Genomic DNA, 23,459 nt, shown 5'->3' on the forward strand with positions numbered 1-23,459 from the left:
CGATCGCTAACTAAGCTAATCAACATTTCTATTGGAGCGTTTCAATATGAAAACGCTTAAATGCTCTAGCTGCTTCAGGAATTAGTTCAATGTACCAATGCCCATTTGTTTCATCTGCAAACCAACTAATTATTGCAAGTGCCGGTTGCCCAAATTCATCATCTTTTACTCCAAAGAATTGGCTGAACTTTCCACCTAAATGACCAATTTGGCCAGAAGAGTCACCATCATATCCCGCCGCTTCAGATAACTCCCAAGTGCGTAATCTGCGATTGTCTTCCATAAAGTAACAATGCTGATACAACTTATTCAAGATAGCTTGGTGTCCCGGAGTCAATCCTTTATAAATTGAGTGGAATGCCTCTAAATACTTGTCCTCTGAAGGAATATAACGTTCAACATCTTTCAACACTCTATTCTTCCTCTTTTGATTTGAAAATTCGCTGGCAATGAGTAAAATATTATAGTTTGCCCTCCCTACTTCCTTGAGGGTGGGTGCTTTCGCAATCACGTTAAAGAATCGTTTAGAGGCATTTTAGCTTCTACTTGCAGAAATGTCTTACCAAGGATACCTGTATTTAATAGTACCCACGGCAATGTATTTTATTTAACCGCGATCGCCAGTTAAGATTTTAGAACTCTTTATACCATTCTCAGCACACTAGAGGATTCATAATCCATAATCCAAATATTGATCCCAAGGAAAAGTGTTGACTTATGTGTATAGAATTTGGGCGGGAAATCTGCGGCAATCTTGACACGGCAGAGTCACGGGAATGGTTAGTTACTAACGGTATTGGTGGTTACGCTTCTGGAACTGTGGCTGGTTTATTGACGCGCCGCTATCACGGACTATTGATAGCGGCATTGAAACCACCTTTAGGTCGTACCTTACTGCTAGCAAAACTAGATGAAACTATCCTGTATGACAATCGCTCTTATTCTCTAGACACCAATCGTTGGGCTGATGGGACTGTCAGCCCTCACGGTTATCAAAATATTGAACGTTTTTCTCTGGAAGGGACAATTCCCTTGTGGCGTTTTGCTGTTGCCGATGCCTTGTTAGAAAAACGGGTGTGGATGCAACAAGGTGCTAACACAACTTATGTCCAATATACTTTGCGTCGTGCCACGCAACCTCTGAAGTTGACGCTCAAAGCAATGGTCAACTACCGCGATTATCACAGCGACACCCAAAGTAATGGCTGGAAGATGTCTATTGAGCAAGTCGAACAAGGAATTTGTGTAACTGCTTATCCAGATGCTGCACCAGTGTATTTATTGAGTGATAGTGGTAGCGCATCTGTCGCCGACAATTGGTATTATGGCTTTGATTTGGCTGTTGAGCGCTATCGGGGATTGAGAGATAGAGAAGACCATCTCCACGCTGCGACTTTTGAGGTTACACTGAATCCTGGGGAAGCGATGTCTACGACGGGCTGCACCTACGCATTTGTAGCCAGCACAGAAAAGCAAGCAAATCTCAATGCCGAGGCTGCACTTAAGTTACGTCGCGCTCAAGAGCAGAAGCTAACTGGAATTTGGAAAACTAATCAACCTCTCAAGACCAAGGAATCACCTATCTGGATCAAGCAACTAATACTAGCTGCTGACCAATTTATTGTTGACCGTCCAATGCCAGAAGACCCCTACGGTAAGACTATCATTGCTGGTTATCACTGGTTTAGCGATTGGGGACGCGACACCATGATTAGTCTACCTGGTTTGACAATTTCCACTGGTCGCCCAGAGGTAGCACGCTCAATTCTTCGCACTTTTGCTAGATACGTAGACCAAGGAATGCTGCCTAATCGCTTTCCCGATGCGGGCGAGCAACCAGAATACAATACAGTCGATGCCACTCTCTGGTATTTTGAAGCAGTCCGCGCCTACTACAGCGCTACGGACGATGATACTTTGCTTGGTGAACTCTTTCCCATACTTGCAGACATCATTGATTGGCACTGTCGCGGTACACGCTACAACATCCATCTCGATCCGGCTGATGGCTTACTTTTTGCAGGTGTTGCAGGTGTACAACTGACTTGGATGGATGCCAAAGTTGACGATTGGGTAGTTACGCCCAGAATTGGCAAACCGATCGAAGTTAACGCCCTCTGGTATAATGCTTTACGGACAATGGCAAAGTTTGCCCGTCACCTTGGTAAACCGCACCAAGAATATGAGGCAATGGCAGACCGGGCTAAGTATAGATTTTCTCGCTTCTGGAATGACGAGACAGGTTATTGCTATGACGTTCTAGACAGTCCTGATGGTGATGATGCAGCATTGCGACCTAACCAAATATTTGCAGTTTCATTGCCAGAAAGCCCATTAACACCTGCCCAGCAAAAGAGTGTAGTGGAAGTTTGCGGATGGAGGCTGCTGACTTCTCATGGATTGCGATCGCTAGCGCCCGATCATCCCCAATATCAGGGTAAATACGGTGGCAATCAGTATCAACGTGATGGAGCTTATCACCAGGGCACAGTTTGGGGTTGGTTATTGGGGCCGTTCGTTCTAGCACACCTGCGCGTCTACAAAAATCCTGAGCAGGCTCGTCAATTTTTGGAACCAATGGCTAATCATCTTACTACACACGGTCTTGGTAGTCTCAGCGAAATTTTTGATGGTGATGCTCCGATGACTGCACGGGGATGTATTGCCCAAGCGTGGACAGTGGCAGAGGTTTTACGCGCTTGGTTTGCAACAGAGAGTTGATGCAGGGAATAACTATCGACTGCTTACCTATCACCCCACCCAAAGTTGAGCGAAACGTTCAGCCGTCCATCCTACAATATCTGATACCTGCCCATCACCAATTTCTACGATCCTCTTAGTACCGTCTCTACGCTCTATTACATCTACAGAAAAAAATTGGCTTCCAATCCGCTTTGCACACTCTTCAACAATCTCTGGAACTTCTTCATCTGGTAAAGCGGCAAAAGCTTTACCAGATACAACAAAGTAACGCCTCTCTGTTTCGGGCACAAAATCTTCAATCCGCCGCACACAAATACCTCCCTCAATACTGCCTCGAAACTTCTGCATTTCAGACACCACTGTTCCTATTTCCGAAGGTTTATTAATTATGGAACCAACTGAGGTTTTGAGAGATTTAACGTAATCTTTGATAAAAAATCCGTTCCAAGCAAGTCTGTTCAACTCATTCTCTAAATCATCATCAACAGAATAGAATTTAGTCTCTGGAGTTAAATCGGCAATCAGAGGATACCAGTTAGGGAGATAGTGTGTGGCTAAATACTCAGCTTTAGAAGTTAAGAGACTTGCCCCCATGCTGCCCACGACCCCAACTAATAACTCATAATCAGAGGGTGAGATTATCCAACCACGATAGACCACTTTTGAATCTGGGTAGGGAACTGGAATAATCTTTGATGAACCAGATGCCAGCAACTCTAAAGAAACAACAGAAGTTGCAAATCCTGCATCTTGCATACAAGCAACTTGTTCCAGGTATGCTGCATCCGCTTTCTTGGGATTAAAGTAGTCACTAGGAAAAAGAAATCTCATAATACTTCAACTGAATGTAAAGCTAACTTGTTATTATGGGAAAAAACTCTGTAGCTCCACTGGCATCAAAATTTTTACCTCCTATGTCTATTAAACAGCAAGAGCTACTTTCCGTCATTGTATTTTTAAAAGAATACAAAGAAAAAACATATAAAAGTACAAAATTTTAAGGTAATTCTCATATTAAATTAATTTAATTAACAGTAAATTAATTTAATTTCTTATTAGAGAAGGATTTGCAGGGTTGAGAGGGCGATTAAAGAAAAATCTTTCGCAATTTTTCTGGAATGGCTGCACTTTTCATTGTAGGTATACAACAAAGATAAGTTAAAATCATCTGTAACTAAAAATTTAGCGGTTAATAGCAACTTTACATTTAGCATTCTGATTTTTTTATTAAAATATCTTTATTAAACACCTAAAACATAATCAGAAAAGTGAAGCAAATCAGAAAAGTTTGGATAAATATAGACCCATTTTCCTTACAGTCACGCCTCACAATTGGTATTGCTGCATTCTCAGGTTTGGTATTAGGTAGCCTCGCTACATGGACTAGTTGGAAAATGCAGCAAATTTTAGTTGATAGTCATAAATATAATATAGAACAAATCGCCAAGCGCTTGCCGCAAGATGTGCAAATTTATAGTGAAATGATGCAACCTGAAACTGGGTTGCAAAAGGCTATTAATAACTTGGCAAATACCAACATCTTATTATGGTTGAAAAGTCCTGATAATAAAATTTTAGTAAAATCTGCCAGTTTAGATTTGGTATCTGATACTAAAGTAGCTGAGTTAATGTCTTTAACTAAGATGCCGATTAAACCACAAGTTTATCAAGTCAACGAAAGCTATTTTGTTTTATGTGGTAGTTCTGTACAAGTTCAAGGTAAGTTACTCGGTGAGTTATTTGTAGTCAAAGATATTACCCGCGAACAGAAAATGTTTCTGAGAATGGTGCAGAGTTTAGCTATTATTAGTGTTTTGGCAATTATTATTTTAACTGCTGTGATCGCATTTTACATCCAGCTTTCTCTGCAACCTCTACGCCAGCTAAATCAAATGGCTTCTGTGATTTCGGCTGAAGATTTAGGACAATCGCAACTATCGGTTAAAAATGCACCCAGCGAAGTTAAAGAATTAGCTCAAACTTTAACTATGCTGTTATCACGTCTCTCTCAATCTTGGAAGCAAGAACGAGAATTTGTGAGTAATGTTTCTCATGAATTACGTACACCATTAACCATAGTACATGGTTATTTGCAAAGCGTCTTACGAAGGCAAAATAATTTAACACAAACCCAACAAGAAGCTTTAGAAACTGCGGCATCGGAAGCTGAACGCACTATCCGTCTGCTACAAGATTTACTTGATTTAGCACGAGCTGATAATGGTTACTTATATTTTCAAATGAAATCTTATGTGCTAAATGACTTGATTGAAGAAGTGGTGATGATGGCAAAAAAATATAGCGAGCGCATAATTCAAATCGAGCCAAAAGTTGATCGAATTGAGGTGAAAGTAGACTACAGTCGCCTCAAACAAGTATTATTGAATTTGATTGATAATGCCATTAAGTATTCTGAAGCTGATACACCTATAGCTTTTAAATTAAATCAACTTGAAGATCGGGCAATTATTGAAGTTTGCGATCGAGGCTATGGAATTCCTTTGCAACAGCAAGCACGGATATTTGAAAGATTTTACCGCGTAGATGAATCCCGTTCTCATACTACCGGGGGTTGTGGTTTAGGTTTATCTATTGTCAAGACACTTGTTGAGGGTATGGGGGGTAGTGTCAGTGTCCAATCAAAGTTAGGGGAAGGGAGTACATTTACAATTAGTTTACCGACATATAGCAGTGCTATCTGAATTGTTAAAACATCCTCTCAAGAATCAGAACTTTTATAGAGGAGAAACCACCACAACTCTAGTCCAATCAAGGCTAAACCACCGATCGCAACACCAACTTTCAAGCCCAATGGTTGCTCTATATGGTTAAATTGGGTAGTTTGCTCTGACGAGTGGGCTGGCATTTCTGCTAATGTTGCACTTGGTGTCCCGGCGAGAAGCGCTAAAGCTGTAAGGCTTCCCCAAAGCATTTTTTTACTGAACATTTCCTAATTTAACCTGCAATTATGAAGTAGCTTTTGGTTGAAAGTTACGCAATCTGAGGGCATTGCTAACAACAGATAGCGACGAAAGAGCCATCGCAGCCCCAGCGATAATTGGATTGAGTAACCAACCAAAGATAGGGAACAAAATTCCAGCCGCAATGGGAATACCAATGACGTTGTAAATAAAGGCAAAGAAGAGATTTTGCCTGATATTGTTGATGGTGGCATGGCTGAGTTGAATTGCTGTGACAATCCCTTGCAAATCTCCAGAAATTAGGGTGATATCGCTAGCTGCGATCGCAACATCTGTTCCTGTACCAATAGCAATTCCCACATCAGCCTGTGCTAGGGCTGGTGCATCATTTATCCCATCACCTACCATCGCCACAATGGATTGGGGATTGGGGATTGGGTACTGGGGATTGGGAAGAATTTTCCCTAGTCCCCAGTCCCTAGTCCCCAGTCCCCTTTTCTGAAGAGATTGGATAATCGCCGCCTTTTGATCTGGACGCACTTCGGCAAAGATTCGCTCAATGCCAACTTCTGCTGCGATCGCATCAGCCGTTTTCCGATTGTCTCCGGTGAGCATTACTACTTCTAAACCTAACTTCTGTAATGCCTTCACCACTGCTGCTGATGAAGGTTTCAGGGCATCGGCAATACCCATTATTCCTTGTAGTTCGCCATCTACAGCAATCAAAATGACTGTTTTACCAGCAGTTTCCCAGGCATCTTTATACTGCTGAAGAGTCATGGTGTTAATTCCAAGTTCTGTTAACCAGCGTTGTGTACCAATTTGCACAAGCTGATTTGAAACAACTCCTTGGACACCACTACCTGCATTAGCCTGAAAGTTCTGTGCCTCTGTTAAACTCACCTCTTGAGACTGGGCGTATTTCACCACCGCTTCAGCTAAAGGATGCTCAGAATTCCGTTCCACCGTTGCTGCTAACTGTAAAAGCTTGATTTCATTCCCATTAGCTGTACCGTTAACAGTCACAAAGTCTGTAACTGTTGGTTTACCCTGCGTCAAAGTGCCAGTTTTATCTAGAACGATGGTTTGAATTTTGTGTGCTAGTTCTAAGCTGTCCGCACCCTTAATCAAGATGCCATTTTCTGCACCTTTGCCGGTTCCCACCATTACAGATGTGGGAGTGGCTAAACCCAAAGCACAAGGACAAGCGATAATTAGTACACCCACCGTTGTCATTGTTGCGAGGGTGAGGTTGCCAGTGAAATTAAACCAAATGACGAAAGTGGCGATCGCAACGGCAATCACAGCTGGTACAAACCATCCTGTAACTTGATCTGCCAAGCGCTGAATTGGTGCTTTAGAACCTTGGGCTTGTTGCACTAATTTGACGATTTGAGCCAAAAATGTATCATTTCCAACTCGTGTCACCCGAAACTGAAATGCACCCGCACCATTAATCGTTGCCCCAATCACTTCATCTCCTGGCTGCTTTTTGACTGGCAAACTTTCACCTGTCACCATCGCTTCATCTACTGTCGAATCGCCTGCAATCACCTCGCCATCGACTGGAATCTTTTCACCAGGACGTACCAAAATCACATCGTTGATTCTGACTTCAGCAATGGGAACATCAATTTCTCTACCATCACGGATAACTCTGGCATCTCTGGCTTGCAATCCGATCAGTTTGCGGATGGCTTCAGAAGTTTGTCCCCTAGCGCGATTTTCCAATAACCGCCCCAATAAAATTAAGGTAATAACAATGGCTGCAACTTCATAATAAACATGAGGTATCAAGCCCTGAACAATAAAAAATTTCGGGAAAACAGTAACAAACAAAGAATATACATACGCTGCACTTGTACCCAAAGCAATCAGCGTGTCCATTGTTGCCGTATGGCGCTTGAGGGTTTTCCAGCCATTGCGGTAAAAAGATCCACCACACCAGAAAATGACAGGGGTTGTCAGGACTAACTGTACCCAAGGATTTTGCAAAAAGCTGGGAATTAAGGGGAAGTTTAGCCCAGTCATCATGGGTAACGACCCCAAAAAGAGGAAAATGCTGATTACACCTCCCACAATTACCTTGAGGAAAAGTTCGCGTTGTAATGCTTGCCTACTCGCAATCTCTGCATCATCTTCTTCAGAGAGCAATTCTTCCTGGAGTGAGTCAGAAGAATATCCCGCAGCTGCGATCGCAGTTTGAATTTTCTCTAAACTTGCTAGAGAGCGATCGTACCTGATGGCAGCTTGTTCTGCTCCAAAGTTAACGTTGCAGTCAATCACCCCAGGAACAGAGCGAATTGCCTTTTCGATGTTGTTGGCGCAACCAGCGCAACTCATGCCTCGAAGTTTGAGTGTGAGAGTATCCATATTGGGGATTGGGGATTGGGGACTAGTGACACTTCGACAAGCTCAGTGCATCGCTGGGGATTAGGGACTGGGGATTAGGGCTGGAGAATTAGGGAACAGTTTTCCCAGTACCTAATACCTAGTACCCATTCTCCAGTCCCCGTTTAAGCAACTGGATAGCCAGCAGCAGCCAACGCTTCCTTAATTTCTGTTTCTGATGCTTGAGTTTCTACACTGACAAGCTTGGTTGTTGGATCAGCCTGAACGCTTGCATTAGCATCGACTGCTTGAAGTGTTTTGGTGATGGTGCTTGCACAAACAGAACAAGACATATTGGGAACTGTGAGTTGGAGAGTCATAGATTTACGGGATAAAAATAAACAACCTAGCCAAACCAAGTTGGATGACTGAGGGATAATCGTCAACAATCAGAAATTTCTGGTTGAGAGTCCCCTTGAATTCATACTAGACTCTCCAGCCAGCTGGAGAGTCTAGAGAATTTTAAAAGTTTTTTGCTAAACTTCAAATTCCTTTACAGATGTAGTACATAAAATACAAAAATTACAAAAGACTACAAAACACTTGTTTTCCAATGCAAGTGGTGTTATTAAAGCTATATAACCTGTTGTTTTCCCCACAATTCTGGGAAAATAACCCTCCGCACCACTTGAGACGCGGCTGCTGAACCCAAGTCTCCTACTCTCTTCACAACCAAGAGTCTTTTTTAAGGCTCAATTTGGAGTTTTCATGCAGCCAAAAAATTTAAAACGTCTCCTGCGTGCTTTAGAGCGGCAGGGTTTGGATGTAACTTACAACAATCGCACTTATTCTGTCCGTTTACTCAATTCTCCTGATGCCCCTGTAGCAGAAGTGCTACTGCCAGAAGGCTTCCCCGTAGAAGCTAAGGCACTGAAGCAGCTAGCAAATTTGGCAAGCGTCCGCCACCCATCTGGTGGATGCGTTTGCCGTGCCTGTGCTACCCCTGACTTTCACCCAGGTGATGCGGGTGTTGCCATTGGTTCAATTGTGGAAACTGTGGGTCAGGTTATCCCTGGCGCTGTCGGTTCTGATATCAATTGTGGAATGCGCCTGCACGTTGCTGATTTGACAATCGACGAATTCATGGCAAAGCGCGACCAATTCGTCGAAAAAATGAAGGGGGATTACTTCTTTGGTACGCGTGATGTGACAATGACTGCTGAGGCAATGCGATCGCTATTTCAATACGGAATTCCCGGTTGGCTGGATACCATGCTAGATCGGCCTACCGGGAGTGTAGTCAAATCAGATTTGCAACAACTTGCCCAAGAGAGCGATCGCATCTTCTTAGGTGGTTCAATGGATGGTGACTGGAAACTTGCACCTGAAGAATTGGTTCCCGATACCGGAATGATACGCGATGGCGGACTGGCAACCATTGGCGGCGGCAATCATTTTGTAGAAGTGCAGCGAGTTGATAAAGTCGAAAATCGCCCACTTGCCCACGCTTGGGGAGTGCGCGAGGGACAACTGGCTTTTATGATTCACTCTGGTTCTCGAAATGTGGGTAAGTATATCGGGGGAATGTGGCGAGATAAAGCTAAGGCGACTTGGCAAAAAGGTCTGAAGTATCCTGATTCTCAGATTTTTCCTCTCTCTACCCATTCTCACCCCGAATTAGTCGCCAGTTACCTGCAAGCTGAGGCAACTGCTGCTAACTATGCTTTTATTAATCGCCTGCTGTTAGCAGAACTGCTACGTCTGCGTTTGCGAGAAGTATACAAAGATGTGGAAGCACCTCTAATTTATGATTTGCCGCATAATATCACCTTGCCGGAAGGTAAAGGATGGGTAACACGCAAGGGCGCTTGTCCTGCCCATACAGGGCAACCAGTGATTATCCCTGGTTCAATGGGTGCTTATTCTTATCTGATGGTGGGTAAAGGCAATCCAGCATTTTGCAATTCGGCCTCACACGGGGCGGGAAGAATTCGTTCTCGCTTCGACCTCAATCGCAGAGGTGCATCTCAAAATGAGGCAGAACTGGGATTAACTGGGATAGACTGCATTACCTTGCGTGAAGAACGCCGCATTGAAGAAGCACCAGCCGCCTACAAACCCATTCAGTCTGTAATTCATGTGCAGGTTGAAGCAGAAATGGTGGACGTTGTGGCGCGATTGAGTCCGGTTTTGACGTTTAAAGCGTAGCCCCTAAATAAAAAGCCCCTGGTCAACGCCAGGGGTATCCATCTTTATTCCCTAACATTTAGAATCGCATCTGTGAAGCTATTACAAATCCGTACAAATGCAATTAACGCATAAGTTCGATGATTATTTTGCAATCAATTAGATGGAATTTATTCAGTGTCATAAATGCTACAGTGTACATACAAGTTAGATCCAGTTTTAGTTTTATCCCAATACGCTTGGGATAAGCCAGAAAGCCCTTCTCCGAAAATGAGTGTAGAGACGTAGCAGTGCTACGTCTCTACAATAATTCTGGATAACGCATATTTAATTTCTGGAGATGTCTAATCAATACTTTATGTATTTTTGTTTTTTGTATGAAACTACCTTGCGTAGCTTGCCTCCGCAAGGGTACGCTATCGGCATCGCTCTTTTGTCTTCACTCGATCAGAAAATAGGTTTAGCTCAGTGCTAAACCTATAGATTTAGTGCTTAAGTAGACATTTCAGATTAATTTAGACTGACTTTTTTAGCAGTTCATCTTCCTATAGACTGTATCCAAAATTCTTGAAGACTTGTACATAATAAAAGGCTTGGTTAAACCAAGCCTCTATATATACCAAGCATTTACTACACCAAGATTAATTTAGACTGACTCTTACTTTAGTTCATCTTCCTATAGACTGTATCCAAATATTCTGAAATCTGATAGAACACTTCCTGATTAGTCGTTAAAAAAAAGGTTTGGCTGTGAACCAAACCTCAATAATTGCTGTGCTTAACAACGTACAAAATTAATTTAGTTCTACTCTGTACTACAGTTCATCATCCTAGAGGATGTGTATAAATATTCAGAAATTTGGTATTTCATAACTTGGTAAAAATATTAACTAATTTTTTGAAAAAATACACAAAAAATCTACCTAAAGTTAATCATATTTAAAGATTTCTGGATTAGGCTAAAGACTCTAATCACCAAGTAGATTATGATATATCACCTCTTTATTTTTTCTGTTCAATCCAGTGTATAAAAATATCGCTTATTAATTTACTTCTACTCTGACTAAAGTCTATCTTTTACTTATAAGTTTAAAAAAAAGACCCTGGAAGAATATCCAGGGTGCATACACGTTTTTCAGGCATTAACAGGCTGAATAATAACTTTGTAAAATAGTTATTTCTACTATCTATAGAATGATACGAATATTGATATATATATGGTATTGATGGTTTTTTGTTGCTTGTTCTATTGATATATAGTATCTAATAACACTAACAGGCATTTTTTGATGGGCTTTTCTACTTCTTTAGGATAGTGTCAAACATTATTTAACATGATATGGATATATTATTAATAGGAAGTTAGAGGAGATTTTGGAAGTAATTTTTGATTAATACTTATAGATCAAGTATGAAATCTAGGGTCAATATCCTGCAAGTACTCCGTTGAAGAACCTGTAGCTCTTCGCCCGATGCCTTAGAGAGGATGCGCGAATAGCATATATGGGCTACTTTTTGCCTCATTAACTGTATGTTTCAGTTGGTTAGTGCCAGTCACAAAAAAGGCATGGCTAAAAGCCATGCCCTATATATACCAAGTGTTTACCATACCTTGCTAATTTATAATTACTTTGATTTCAGTTCATCTGTCTAGAGTGTGTTGACATACTCTAACAATAGGCATGAAAAAAGGTTTAGCACTCAGCTAAACCTTCATTGAAAGCAGTTATTCGACACACCAAAATTAATTTAGAGCTACTCTTAATTCTGGTCATCTTCCTCTAGGATGTGTACAATACTTATAAAATCTGGTACTGATATATATCGATAATATGGGAATTATTTCAACCCCCTTTAGATAGATAAATCTTTCAATAGATGTAATTAAAAATAAAATTGATCGCAGATAAAATTAATAGGCATCAATGGTCTAATTTAGCAAAGCTTAAATAAAACTATTCTCAAGTTTTTGGTTGCATTAAACTCAATACGTTTCAGTTAAGAAGAATAGTAGTAGTGGTCTATCTCATTAATTCTGAAGGGTTATAAAAGTTCGTAGTAAGGACTTTATTCCTTGATTTGAGCGATAAATCACTCACTACAAACCTAGCAAAATTAATGCGATAGACCAGTAGTAGCGCAGCAAGCTTAATTTGTTGGGTTGAGCAATCATAAAATAATTTTGTTTACGACTTTCTATATTTTTTGAACCCAATGTTTTAGCATTGAAATATTAGTATTGGTTTATACTTTATATATACTAGAATGCTTGTCATATATAGCTTTTAGCAGTTTTATACCTGATTTCTCTCAGACTTTGTGAGAAATACGGGCCAACCTACGCCAGTTTTAATTTTTAACCTTAACCCAAGCGTATTGACATTAAACTTCAATAAATAATCTAGAAACAAATTTCTGCATAGGTGTAGCCTGTCGTAGACATCGCGCTATAGTAAAGTAGTAGATAGCCTTGGACAAAAGATGAAAAGCTACTTCTTTTCAGGAACATATCAAAAATAATCTCTTGGTTTAACCTAAACAATCGCGTCTGTACAAACAACAAAGACTGTGTCTAAATTAGATTAAGCACGTAAACTTTAGTACAAAATTTAACAGTTAATAACTTGAATTACTTGTTTATTTAGTATCTTTAAAATCTCCAAGCATACATAGTTCAAGCCGATACTGTTTTAAATCATCATCTGATCTTTTTATATAAAGTTATGGTGAATTTATTAAGAAAATATTCTGTAATTTTGCGTATAATCGAAAAGTATCCGCTAAACCTCTCAGCTTGAGGTCTTCTTCCTTCAGCAATTTTTGCGTGGGTAAGAATGATGAAATAGGCAAAAGTAAAACACATTAGCTAATTCTGACCGAGTACTATTCTATATGTTCGCGCGAAGCTTTGTCTGTATCTCCCTAATAGAGGCAGACGAGGAATCCTAATAAAATCTTCTGGAGAAGAGATGTATTTGGCACATTCATTCATGAGTGATGAAAAGCAGAAAAACTCTCACCAGCCTTTGATTTTGGCAGTGGAAGACCATGATGATAGCCTTTTGCTGATTAGTTATGCTCTTGAGTTAATGGGTTGTAGATTTATTTGTCAAACAGATTGTTCTGCAACAGTGCTGGTAGCTAAAGAATATCAACCGGACTTAATTTTGTTGGATATTTTGTTACCAGGTCTTAGCGGTATCGATGTTGTGCGTCATCTAAAGCAAGAACCCTTAACTTCCAAAATTCCAGTGATCGCAGTCACAGCTTTAGCTACCACGGAGGATCGAGAGCGTATCCTCAAGGCGGGATTTGATGATTATATCAGCAAACCCTATATGATTGAGGACTTAGAGGCTATAATTCGCCGTGTATTGGGAGGAAAATTCTCTCCTTACTCAGCTTTTGAACTTTGTCAAGATTAGCAATTCAGCAGAAAAATGTCCCTGTAAAGAAGTTAAATGTTCTTGGGTAGTTGGACAGTGAACAAAGTACCTTTACCTACTTCAGAAGCAACCTGGATAGTTCCTGCGTGCCCTTCTACAATCCTGTGGGATAAATGTAGCCCTAAGCCACTACCTGAACGTTTATTTTTGCCTTGGCGAAATCGCTCAAAAATTGTTGCCTGATCTTCGGGTGCAATTCCATATCCTGTATCTTGTACCTCGATTGTTACCGAATCTTGATTTCCTGGAAGAGGTGATGTTTCAAAAATGCGGATTGTGATCCCTCCTGTATCCGTAAATTTGATGGCATTGGCGATCAAATTGTTTAGCACTCGGCGTAGTTCCAAGCGATCGCCCATAATAATCCCAGCATTTTTACCCAGTGGATCTAATTTACTGGTGTCTATTGTCAGGGTCAAACCTTTTTCATTAGTTAGAGGACTTAGTTCACTCACTACTTCTTCAGATATCTCACGTAAATCGCATACTTCCCAATTCAATGTTTTTTTACCTGCTTCGAAGCGATAGACTTCTAGGAGGGTGTTTACCATTTCCATCAAATTTTGGTTACTGCGAATCATAACTGCGATCGCCTGTTTCATTTCCGGCGAGATTTTGCAGAATGTTTCCATCTCAAACAAACTCAACATCCGATCGGCAGCTACTAAAGGAGTTCGCAAATCATGAGTCAGACGGGAAACAAAGTCTTCCCGTTGGCGAGTCATTTTTTGTTGTTCGTCCAGACTGTGCTTGAGACGTAATAGCGATCGCACTCTTGCCAGTAGTTCATCCGTATCAAATGGTTTACGAATAAAATCGTCAGCACCAGCATCTAAACCTTCGACAACACTAGATTCATGAAAAGCAGTAATCAGCAGAATTGGAATATAACTAATTGCTGGGTTATTCCGAATCCGACGCGTGACTTCATAACCATCCATCCCCGGCATCATTACATCTAACAAAATCAGATCGGGTGGAGATTTTTCAACTTGCCTCAAAGCCTTTATTCCATCTGAAGCCAACTCAATTTCATATCCCTCACTTTCTAAAATCGCTTGAACCAAAATAAGATTATCTCGAGTGTCATCAACTGCGAGAATGCGATAAATTTTATTATTTTCAACTACAGACATAAGTTATAAATTTTTCTCAGTTTTTTGGAAGTAATTTATAGTTTAAATTTAGGATATCCTATCGGTGCTTGCCTAGCTTGAGAAGATGACTGATGGGGATTTTTTGCTCTACCAAAAATTCCGTCGCTGTCTAATTGTAAATTAGGAGGATCATCTGCCACATTTTGTAATGTGATTTGACGCGGCAATTCAATTTTAAACATTGAACCAATGCCCAATTTGCTCTCCAGAAAAATTTTGCCGCCCATCATTCGCACCAATGAATCTACAATTGCCAAACCCAGACCAGTCCCTGGATATTTGCGAGTGATAGTTTGATCGACTTGGCGAAATGCTTCAAAGATACGTTTAAAATCTCTGGATGCTATACCAATACCTGTATCCCGAACAATAATTACTACTTGATTTGTAGGTAGTTCCTTAATCTCAACCAAAATCTCACCAGACTCTGTGAACTTAATCGCATTGGAGAGTAGATTAGTTAAAATTTGTCTGATCCGAACAGGATCGTTAAATATCAAAGGATTTTGCAAATCGGTTTGCACTAACAATGACAGCTTTTTAGCATCAGCGAGGGAATGCATTTCACCTACAGCGAGATTTACGACCTTTGATACATCAAATATTTCCGCCTTTAAGTCTAATCGTCCTATCTCCAGCTTAGAAAAGTCAAGAACTTCATTGAGTAGCATCAGTAAATGCTTCCCATTATTCAAGATGCGCTCAACCATATCTGCTTGCTGGTTACTTAGTTGACCGAACTTAGGACGCAGCAGTATTTGCGAAAAACCAATAATCGCATTCATCGGCGTTCTGAGTTCGTGGGACATAGTGGCCAAAAAATGTGATTTTAACCGTGATGCCTCCAACAGCTTAAAGTTTTGCATTTGAATCTGTTCTTTTTGTCTCTCCAATTCTTGGTTCTTACGGATGAGTTTTTCATTACTTTCTCTAAGCTGCTCTTTTGCCAAAGCTGCCTGCATTTCAGCCCGATAAATCCGAATCGCACTCCGCAAAACCTGTGCCAAGTTTTCTGGTGATATCCTAGACTTAGAGAGATAGTCTGTAGCACCAGCTTTAATTAATTCAACAGATATTTGTTCATCTCCTTGACCAGTCAAGACTACTATAGGAACTTTAATTTCCGAAAAACGTAGCTGTTGAATCAAGGTTAGTCCATCCTGGTTTGGTAAATCATAGTCGAGGAAAACACAATCATAAGCAGTACTGCTTAAGGCAGAAAACGCATCATTGCCATCGCCGACTTCAGACAGTTCCATCTGAATACCTGCTATCGTCAGGCCCTGACAGACTACCATCCTGTCTACTTCGTCATCGTCTACAACCAAAATTTTCAGCGTCTCTTCCATCGTTTTTTATTTTTGCCGCCAAACATAGGTTGATGTATAACATTTCTCTTTTGAGATTATCCAATTAAAAAAAATATAAGATTTTCGGACATCTAAAATCTGTAACTTGATTGACTAAGGCGTTTAGCACAATATCCAATACTTGTTTAGTTTGGCTATCATCTTGCCTAACTTTGTCAAGATGAAAGGCTTGAGGATATATCTGGCTCGATTTAAGTCGTCAGCTTTCACTCGGTGTTGATCTTGATTTGAGGTTGTCATTACAATTACAGGAGTTGCTTTCAAAGCTAATTCTTGGGTTAAATTTAGTCTGTTGTATCCTTAATCTGTTTAGTTTGCCAGACTATTGAAATTAAACTTCTAGCAAACTACCAATAGCTTTCAAAAAACTAGCAATTAACAAATCGAAAACTATTGCTCTAGGCACAACAGACAGAACTGATATAAAGTAAAATAAAATACTTTACTAAGCTTAAACCAATTGTAAATGAGTCAGCAAGCGACCGTCGTCAGCCATTGGTGAGAGTTGCATACCATTATCGTGTACCATAAGCTTGAGCAGTTTTAACCATTAGATTTGGTTAGACCAGGTAAATAAGAAAGTGCTTCCTATACCTATTTGTGAATCACAAGTAATCCTACCTCCTGCAATTTCAACAATTTTCTTAACGATCGCAAACTTTCACAGTTTGGAAAATTCCCAAAACCTCCTCGCAAACTTTAGGAAGAATACCAAACCCTTCTAAGCCTTTTGGCATTAAAAAGATTACTTGCCCACTTTGACTGCTTAAGGGTTTAACTTTTGAGCCATAAGTCCCCCAGCATCTGGATGCACGAGTAATTACCCCATGCAGTTGTAGTTGAATTCCTTTTGAGATTGTCCACCATTGAGCCTGACTTTTCACGTGATAGGGAAAAGAAGAGGCGAAACCTAAACCCCTAGCCCCCAAACCTTGTAGGGTTGGGGGAGAGTTTAAAACCTCTTTCCTATAAGGAAAAAGGAATGGAAGTGAGGTTTTCCAGATCCCGTTAAAAGTCAGAACTTCGTCCATTTTTGTAAGCTTTGTTCAAAGCTTTGTACAAGATAATAGGAAATAACTAATGGAAGATGGCAACTAAAAGCTGAATTCTGAGCAAGGGAGAGCAATTTGGCATTCGTCTCAATATTTCATACTTTTTGTGCAAGTATCTATATATCTCCAGCTAGATATGTCCTCTATCTAAATATAAAAAAAGAGGTAATTTATTATTTCTAGCGATGGATGCAGACTGGTTAAAATATCATCTATCTTTGGTTTGGGGAAATAAGAGAAAGCGCTAACGAAAGGTAAGACTTTGAAAGATGCAAACAGCGTAAGAGCGAGTATAGCGATGAATGAAATTAGCATTATTTTAATTGAAGATCATGACTTAACACGAATGGGGCTAAGAGCGGCATTACAGTCTCACAGCGCCTTGAAAGTAATAGGCGAAGCAGCAAATGCGACTCAAGGACTAAAACTTTTGGAAACGGCAAAGCCAGATGTAGCTGTTGTAGACATCGGTTTACCTGACATGGATGGCATTGAACTCACCCGTAAATTCAAACGCTATCAAGCTGAAACTGGTCAGACGACAACGAAAATTCTGATTCTAACAATGGATCACACTGAAGACGCTGTACTTGCAGCTTTTGCAGCAGGTGCTGATTCTTATTACATGAAAGAAACAAGCATCAGTAAATTAACTGAGGCGATTCAAGCAACTCACGGCGGTAACTCTTGGATTGATCCGGCAATTGCCAATGTGGTATTGCGGAAAATGCGCCAAGGTATTCCTGGAGAAAGCCAAAGTTCTGATAAGCCGAAGACTGTAAAAATTGAGGCGCTAGCGTCAGAATACGAGCAAGTTTTAGAAACATACCCCCTAACTCAACGGGAATTGGAAATCTTAGAATTGATTGTAGCTGGGTGTAGCAATGGGCAAATTGCCGAGAAACTCTATATTACAGTTGGTACTGTAAAGACTCATGTTCGTAATATTCTAAATAAATTATGTGCTGATGATCGTACCCAAGCTGCCGTCAGGGCTTTACGTTCTGGGTTGGTAGCATAAGGAGTGCTGGGTGAGGAGTGCTGTAAATGGATAGTGGAGCGTCTAGCTTGTGAGGATTAGAGATTGGGAAGATAAGGGAGTCGGGGAGCAAGTGGGAGAGATGAACGAGAACTAATGCCCAATGCCCAATGCCCCTTCAACTCAATCGTTCCTGTAAACATTCTGCAATGCGTAGTGCGGCTCCTGGTTTACCCATACGTCGCAGTCCATTTTCGGCGATAATTTGCAAAATATCAGGATCTTTGAATAGAGACTGGACGATCTCGGCCACTTTAGCTGGTTGCTCAATTAAAATCAAAGATGAGCCTAAAAGACGACTTTGAGCTTCAGCAAAGGCAGGGTTATATTGGGGGCCATTGCCGGGAATAGCGATCGCAGGTTTCCCTAAACCGATAAACTGTTCTGTGGCTGTACCTGCCATTGCGATCGCAAAATCTCCCAAATGTAAGCAGTCATTATAGGATTGTTGACTCAGCAAAAGATAAGCATTTCTTTGTTTGAATGTCAATACATTTGGATCGGGAAGTTGGATAGGACATACCGATTCCGCTCGCCAGCCTTGGGATTGCACGCTTTGGGATAAAATATTAGAGTCTAAACCAGGAGCGATCGCACCTAAAAATATCACCGTGCCAGAAGTGTAAAACACCGAATCTCGCTCCTGGAAACTTGCCATCAGCGCAGATACAGCAATCATAATTTTTTCCCAGTTGGTGTATGCTTCTGGCGGACGGGAACCAGGAAGAAGAGTCACCATTAAAGGTCTAACCGTTTCTTGCTGGTGACTATCCCGACTATAAAATTGTTGGCGTGAAAAGGTTGGTTGCAGACCATCCATCATGGGATTACCCAAATTAAAAGCGGGAATTGGCCATTGTTTTAATGTTTCCGTCGTCAGCACATCTCTAGGAAACACTGCCTTACAACGGCGACGACTCATTAACCAACGTTCCCAAGGATGGTATACTGAACCAGAAAAGTTTTCCCAACGCGCGTCTTTGGATTTCCGTGGTAATAATCCAGCTTCATCGCGCACATAATATTCAGATTTCGCCGTACCCACAAAAGCATAATTAGCGCCACTAAAAGTTGCAAACAACAGGGGGACAATATCTCCCACAGCTAAAATCGCTCTTTTATTACCTAATTTTTTTTGAGAACTCACCCATCGGCGGACAGCTTTAATCTGGCTGAGGGTAAGTTGCAATAAACCACCGCGCACATCCCGCGCCAACTGGCGGCCATCCATATAAATAAAACCGCCAGAAGGCATAGTGCGGACTGAACCGATAAGAGGGATATCCAACTGTTGGTAAGCATGTCCTTCACCCACCAGAGGTAAAGCAAATATCTCTGGTGGGTTTGATTGTCGTTGGAGTTCTTGCAAAATCCGAACTGCAATTACATCTTCCCCATGACCATTACTTAATACAAGTAACCGTAAAGGAGAAGTTGCAGCTTGGGAGTTAGAAGCAACAGATAAGCGGGATGAATTACTCATAAGAAACAAAATATCAAAATTAACTGTCGTTTGGGTAAGAGGTGTAAATAGGGGAAATCGGCGAATAAGCGGGAAGTTAGTATTATCGCTATTTCTTTGCTTTCCTACAACTAATGCCAAATTCTCAAAGGATGTATTGTTTAAAATTATTGGAAAAGCTTTTTAATCAAGTCTTTTAATCTAAAATCTAAAATCCAAAATTGATATAACTCCCTGTTAATTAGGTTAAATATTATGCGAGTTTCTGCTACTGCAATTTTTACTTTAGCTACTTTAGCTGCTGCCAATGTGACTCAGCAAGCAACGGCTGCATCCGCTAAAACCCTTACTCCAACGGCAAAAGCCGGTAACTTAGTAGTGCCGATAATTGAAGATACTCCTGCACGGATAGAGACAATTGCTTCTCCAGAAACTATAGTTGCACAACAATTTTCTCAAAATTCCGTCGCCGCACAAACAGGTGCAAGCAAAAATTCCCCAGTAGTCTTAAAGTCAGCAAAAGAATTAAATTCCCAAGCCATCCTCCCTGCTCCGCCTGCCTCTCCTACCTCCCCCTCGCCATCTCCCAAAACCCCTGCTACTGAAAGCAATTTGGTAGTCACAGCTACAGACGTACAGGTAGTGGGAGCCAATCAAGAATTGCAGGAGATTATTCGTAAAGTCATTAAAACCCAGGTGGGTGGAGAAACCAGTCAAAGCCAGCTACAAAGAGATGTCGCTGCAATTTTGGATACAGGTTTATTTAGCAAAGTCAGTGTGAATAGCTTTAGCACACAGGCTGGATTGAATGTAGTTTATCAAGTGCAACCAGTAATTGTGCGATCGCTGCAATTATCTGGTGCTAAAGTCCTCACCTACCAAGTGGCCCAACAAAAGTTTCAATCTCAGATTGGAACCACCATTAGTCCTGCTGGACTCCAGCAAGCAGTAGTACAAATTAACAAATGGTACGCCGACAACGGTTATAACTTAGCACGAGTACTATCAATTAAACCCAGTTCTCAAGGCATTCTCACCGTAAATGTTGCTGAAGGCTTAGTGAGTGATATCAAATTTCGTTTTGTCAACGACGAGGGAAAAACCGTTGATAGCAAGGGTAATCCCGTCGGAGGACGCACCAAACCAGATTTCCTACAACAGCAACTCAAACTGAAACCTGGTCAAATTTTCCAAGAAAATGTCGTCAAGCAAGACATCCAACAGCTATATCGCACTGGTTTATTTGAAACAGTGAATGTTGCCTTAGAAGGAGATGCGACAAAACTTGATTTAGTCTACCAACTCAAAGAAACTGGGGCGCGTGGTGTTAACTTGGGTGGTAGTTACAATGCAGATCAGGGTTTAGTAGGCACAATCAGCTATCAAGATCAGAATGTTGGTGGTATTAACGATACATTAGGTGTGAATATTGGTGTAAGTAGCCGGGATTTGCAATTTAATAGCAAATTTGTCAGTCCTTATCGGGCAACAAACCCCGATCGCTTGGGGTACACTGTGAATGGTTTTCGTAATCGAGAACTTTCGGAAACCTTTGATGACAAGATTAAACTAGCTAACGGCGACAAAGTGCGGGAAGGTCAAATTGGTGGGAGTGTCAGCTTACAGCGACCAATTGACAATTGGAATACCTCATTAGGATTAAACTATACCCGAACTAGTATTCGCGATCGCCAAGGTAATATTACCCCAACTGACGCTCAAGGCAATCCCCTATCTGCTAGTGGAACTGGTGTTGATGACCTAACTACTGTATCCTTCACCGCCACTAAAGACCAACGAGATAATCCCCTCAACCCAACTCAAGGTTCCGTTTTGAGTTTGAGTACAGAACAATCTGTGCCCATCGGTCAAGGAAATATTTCCCTAAATCGCCTCAAAGCCAATTACAGCCAATATTTACCAGTCCAGTTATTTAACACCAAACAGCCACAAGTATTTGCTGTGAACCTCCAAGCGGGTACCATCATTGGTAATTTACCGCCTTATGAAAGTTTTAACTTAGGTGGTTCCAACTCAGTGCGCGGTTACGATTCCGGCGATGTGGGAAGTGGTCGCAGTTATGTCTTAGCTTCCGCAGAATATCGTTTTCCAGTTTTACCAATCGTAGGGGGTGTATTATTTGCCGACTTTGCTTCAGACTTAGGCTCAGGTGATACCGTATTAGGAAATCCTGCGGGTGTGCGAGACAAACCCGGCTATGGTTTTGGTTATGGGGCTGGAGTGCGCTTAAATTCACCACTAGGCTTAATTCGGGCTGATTATGGCATTAATGACCAGGGAGAAAGCAAAGTGCATCTAGGCATAGGTCAGAGGTTTTAAGTATATTCAAACTTTCTTTATGAGCCTACGCCGAATTTTTTAACCTACTCTTTCTTCCTTTGTGTTCTACCCTGCGGGAAGCCGCTACGCGATTGCGCTTTGTTTCTCTTACTTATATTTCATCGTTTGGCGCATTTTAATACAGAATTAGTATAAGAGGTTGTTTTAAAAGTGTTTGGCTGTGATTTTAGGCACTTAATTTATTCCCCCTAACGCCCATTTTTAAGGGAGAACCGGAATCAAAGTCCCCCTTTTGAAAGGGATTTAGGGGAATCTAAAACGTTTCGCTACAAGAATACTTTTCAAACATCCTCTTAAAAAGGGGGGAACCGGAATCAAATTCCTCCTGGTCAGATTGATTTAGAGGAAAATAACTGATGTCTGATTTAATGAACAAGCAAATCATCCTCAAAAGTCGTCCAGTCGGCGAACCAAAAGAGAGTGATTTTGCTTTAGTAGAAACGCCAACTCCCGAACCGGGTGAGGGCGAAATTCTTAGCCGCACCATTTATCTATCTCTCGACCCTTATATGCGTGGTCGCATTAGTGCAGGCGAGTCTTATGCTGCATCGGTAGACTTGAATTCTGCGATCGTGGGTGGTACAGTCAGCCAAGTAATTAAATCAAATCATCCTCAATTTCAAGTAGGGGATTTTGTTTTGAGCAATAACGGTTGGCAAACTTATGCCGTATCTAAGGGTGAGACACTGCGAAAACTTGATCCCACTCAAGCACCTTTATCTTATAGCTTAGGTGTACTGGGTATGCCTGGTCTGACTGCTTATGCTGCTTTGCTTGATATCGGCCAACCGAAAGAAGGTGAAACTGTTGTGGTTTCAGCCGCCTCTGGTGCTGTCGGTGCAGTAGCAGGCCAAATTGCCAAAATTAAAGGTGCTAGAGTAGTGGGAATTGTCGGGAGTGACGATAAGAGGGACTATATAGTTAAAGAATTAGGCTTTGATGTTGGCATTAACCGCAAAACCCAAGAACTTGATTCAGCGCTCAAAGAAGCTGCACCTAATGGAATTGATGTTTACTATGACAATACAGCAGGTGTGATTTTAGAAACTGTATTGCAGCAGATCAATCTTGGGGCAAGAATTCCACTAGTAGGTTTAATTTCGGAGTATAACGCTACATCTACTCCATCAGGGCCTAATTTAATGCCACTACTAATCAAACGAGCTTTAATCAAAGGTTTCTTAGTTTCCGATTATCAACATCGGTTTAATGATTTTTTGCGTGATGTTTCTGGATGGTTACAGTCTGGTCAGCTTAAGTATAAAGAAGATGTAGTTATGGGTTTAGAAAACGCTCCTCGTGCATTCATCGGTTTACTTCGAGGTGATAATTTTGGCAAGCTGATTGTTAAGGTTAATGACGATCCAACAGCGAATTGAAAGGCACATCACTAAACAAAAAGGAGCAAATTGCTGAAAGTCAGCGTCAGT

Annotated in this window: 16 protein-coding genes; 7 read left to right on the forward strand and 9 right to left on the reverse strand. The window is 41.1% G+C overall.

Annotation, left to right across the window (positions count from 1 at the left end):
• Positions 1-28: 28 nt before the first annotated feature.
• Positions 29-511: a hypothetical protein gene (locus H6G86_RS23125; protein WP_190936275.1), complete on the reverse strand. Its 483-nt coding sequence runs from the start codon at positions 509-511 to the stop codon at positions 29-31.
• A gap of 206 nt (positions 512-717) precedes the next feature.
• Between H6G86_RS23125 and glgX the strand changes: the two genes are divergently transcribed.
• Positions 718-2,721, forward strand: a complete 2,004-nt coding sequence (glgX, locus tag H6G86_RS23130) for a glycogen debranching enzyme GlgX (protein ID WP_190936276.1) — start codon at positions 718-720, stop codon at positions 2,719-2,721.
• A gap of 30 nt (positions 2,722-2,751) precedes the next feature.
• Here glgX and H6G86_RS38860 read toward each other — a convergent pair whose 3' ends face one another.
• A complete protein-coding gene (locus H6G86_RS38860) occupies positions 2,752-3,534 on the reverse strand; it encodes an ATP-grasp domain-containing protein (protein WP_190936277.1) in 783 nt (260 codons plus the stop codon).
• 437 nt (positions 3,535-3,971) lie between these two features.
• Between H6G86_RS38860 and H6G86_RS23140 the strand changes: the two genes are divergently transcribed.
• Positions 3,972-5,405 carry a sensor histidine kinase gene (locus tag H6G86_RS23140; RefSeq protein WP_190936278.1) on the forward strand — a complete coding sequence of 478 codons (1,434 nt, stop codon included), beginning with the start codon at positions 3,972-3,974 and terminating at the stop codon, positions 5,403-5,405.
• Positions 5,406-5,422: 17 nt separating this feature from the next.
• On the opposite strand, the gene H6G86_RS23145 is transcribed toward H6G86_RS23140, so the two are convergent.
• The 3 genes from H6G86_RS23145 to H6G86_RS23155 all read right to left on the reverse strand — a co-directional run bounded on the left by H6G86_RS23145 (position 5,423) and on the right by H6G86_RS23155 (position 8,335).
• Positions 5,423-5,650, reverse strand: coding sequence for a hypothetical protein (locus tag H6G86_RS23145; protein WP_190936279.1), 228 nt, complete (start codon positions 5,648-5,650; stop codon positions 5,423-5,425).
• A 19-nt stretch (positions 5,651-5,669) separates the two neighbouring features.
• Complete coding sequence (locus H6G86_RS23150; RefSeq protein WP_190936280.1) at positions 5,670-7,997, reverse strand: heavy metal translocating P-type ATPase; 2,328 nt, start codon at positions 7,995-7,997, stop codon at positions 5,670-5,672.
• Between the two features lie 143 nt (positions 7,998-8,140).
• The gene (locus H6G86_RS23155; RefSeq protein WP_114084902.1) at positions 8,141-8,335 is read right to left on the reverse strand and encodes a heavy-metal-associated domain-containing protein; all 195 of its coding nucleotides are present in this window, start codon (positions 8,333-8,335) and stop codon (positions 8,141-8,143) included.
• Between the two features lie 388 nt (positions 8,336-8,723).
• On the opposite strand from H6G86_RS23155, the gene H6G86_RS23160 reads away from it, so the two are divergent.
• Together H6G86_RS23160 and H6G86_RS23165 are read left to right on the forward strand one after the other, a co-directional pair.
• Positions 8,724-10,163: an RtcB family protein gene (locus H6G86_RS23160; RefSeq protein WP_190936281.1), complete on the forward strand. Its 1,440-nt coding sequence runs from the start codon at positions 8,724-8,726 to the stop codon at positions 10,161-10,163.
• A 2,948-nt stretch (positions 10,164-13,111) separates the two neighbouring features.
• Positions 13,112-13,567, forward strand: coding sequence for a response regulator (locus H6G86_RS23165; RefSeq protein WP_190936282.1), 456 nt, complete (start codon positions 13,112-13,114; stop codon positions 13,565-13,567).
• 32 nt (positions 13,568-13,599) lie between these two features.
• On the opposite strand, the gene H6G86_RS23170 is transcribed toward H6G86_RS23165, so the two are convergent.
• The 3 genes from H6G86_RS23170 to H6G86_RS23180 form a co-directional block, all read right to left on the reverse strand.
• On the reverse strand, positions 13,600-14,724 hold the full coding sequence (locus tag H6G86_RS23170; RefSeq protein WP_190936283.1) for a hybrid sensor histidine kinase/response regulator: 1,125 nt from the start codon (positions 14,722-14,724) through the stop codon (positions 13,600-13,602).
• 35 nt (positions 14,725-14,759) lie between these two features.
• The gene (locus H6G86_RS23175; RefSeq protein ID WP_190936284.1) at positions 14,760-16,094 is read right to left on the reverse strand and encodes an ATP-binding response regulator; all 1,335 of its coding nucleotides are present in this window, start codon (positions 16,092-16,094) and stop codon (positions 14,760-14,762) included.
• Between the two features lie 665 nt (positions 16,095-16,759).
• Positions 16,760-17,146 (reverse strand): hypothetical protein, encoded by a 387-nt coding sequence (locus tag H6G86_RS23180; protein WP_190936285.1) that lies wholly within the window; start codon positions 17,144-17,146, stop codon positions 16,760-16,762.
• A 319-nt stretch (positions 17,147-17,465) separates the two neighbouring features.
• Here H6G86_RS23180 and H6G86_RS23185 point away from each other — a divergent pair, with 319 nt between their 5' ends.
• Entirely contained in the window at positions 17,466-18,188 is a 723-nt protein-coding gene (locus tag H6G86_RS23185; protein WP_190936286.1) for a response regulator transcription factor, read from the forward strand.
• Positions 18,189-18,324: 136 nt separating this feature from the next.
• Here the strand turns inward: H6G86_RS23185 and H6G86_RS23190 are convergent, their stop codons facing one another.
• A complete protein-coding gene (locus tag H6G86_RS23190; RefSeq protein WP_190936287.1) occupies positions 18,325-19,689 on the reverse strand; it encodes a lipid-A-disaccharide synthase-related protein in 1,365 nt (454 codons plus the stop codon).
• A gap of 234 nt (positions 19,690-19,923) precedes the next feature.
• Here H6G86_RS23190 and H6G86_RS23195 point away from each other — a divergent pair, with 234 nt between their 5' ends.
• On the forward strand, positions 19,924-22,008 hold the full coding sequence (locus H6G86_RS23195) for a BamA/OMP85 family outer membrane protein (protein WP_190936288.1): 2,085 nt from the start codon (positions 19,924-19,926) through the stop codon (positions 22,006-22,008).
• Between the two features lie 377 nt (positions 22,009-22,385).
• On the forward strand, positions 22,386-23,408 hold the full coding sequence (gene curA, locus H6G86_RS23200; RefSeq protein ID WP_190936289.1) for an NADPH-dependent curcumin/dihydrocurcumin reductase: 1,023 nt from the start codon (positions 22,386-22,388) through the stop codon (positions 23,406-23,408).
• Positions 23,409-23,459 lie beyond the last annotated feature (51 nt).

Origin of the sequence: Nostoc sp. FACHB-133 (genome assembly GCF_014698055.1) — a bacterium.
Taxonomy (GTDB): Bacteria; Cyanobacteriota; Cyanobacteriia; order Cyanobacteriales; family Nostocaceae; genus Nostoc.

What these genes read in the sequence shown, in the direction of transcription:
- H6G86_RS23145 (WP_190936279.1), bottom strand. Translation starts at nt 5,650, where the DNA reads ATGTTCAGTAAAAAAATGCTTTGGGGAAGCCTTACAGCTTTAGCGCTT.
- H6G86_RS23165 (WP_190936282.1), top strand. Translation starts at nt 13,112, where the DNA reads ATGTATTTGGCACATTCATTCATGAGTGATGAAAAGCAGAAAAACTCT.
- H6G86_RS23180 (WP_190936285.1), bottom strand. Translation starts at nt 17,146, where the DNA reads ATGGACGAAGTTCTGACTTTTAACGGGATCTGGAAAACCTCACTTCCA.
- H6G86_RS23155 (WP_114084902.1), bottom strand. Translation starts at nt 8,335, where the DNA reads ATGACTCTCCAACTCACAGTTCCCAATATGTCTTGTTCTGTTTGTGCA.
- H6G86_RS38860 (WP_190936277.1), bottom strand. Translation starts at nt 3,534, where the DNA reads ATGAGATTTCTTTTTCCTAGTGACTACTTTAATCCCAAGAAAGCGGAT.
- curA (WP_190936289.1), top strand. Translation starts at nt 22,386, where the DNA reads ATGTCTGATTTAATGAACAAGCAAATCATCCTCAAAAGTCGTCCAGTC.
- H6G86_RS23185 (WP_190936286.1), top strand. Translation starts at nt 17,466, where the DNA reads ATGAATGAAATTAGCATTATTTTAATTGAAGATCATGACTTAACACGA.
- H6G86_RS23150 (WP_190936280.1), bottom strand. Translation starts at nt 7,997, where the DNA reads ATGGATACTCTCACACTCAAACTTCGAGGCATGAGTTGCGCTGGTTGC.
- H6G86_RS23195 (WP_190936288.1), top strand. Translation starts at nt 19,924, where the DNA reads ATGCGAGTTTCTGCTACTGCAATTTTTACTTTAGCTACTTTAGCTGCT.
- H6G86_RS23190 (WP_190936287.1), bottom strand. Translation starts at nt 19,689, where the DNA reads ATGAGTAATTCATCCCGCTTATCTGTTGCTTCTAACTCCCAAGCTGCA.
- H6G86_RS23175 (WP_190936284.1), bottom strand. Translation starts at nt 16,094, where the DNA reads ATGGAAGAGACGCTGAAAATTTTGGTTGTAGACGATGACGAAGTAGAC.
- glgX (WP_190936276.1), top strand. Translation starts at nt 718, where the DNA reads ATGTGTATAGAATTTGGGCGGGAAATCTGCGGCAATCTTGACACGGCA.
- H6G86_RS23160 (WP_190936281.1), top strand. Translation starts at nt 8,724, where the DNA reads ATGCAGCCAAAAAATTTAAAACGTCTCCTGCGTGCTTTAGAGCGGCAG.
- H6G86_RS23170 (WP_190936283.1), bottom strand. Translation starts at nt 14,724, where the DNA reads ATGTCTGTAGTTGAAAATAATAAAATTTATCGCATTCTCGCAGTTGAT.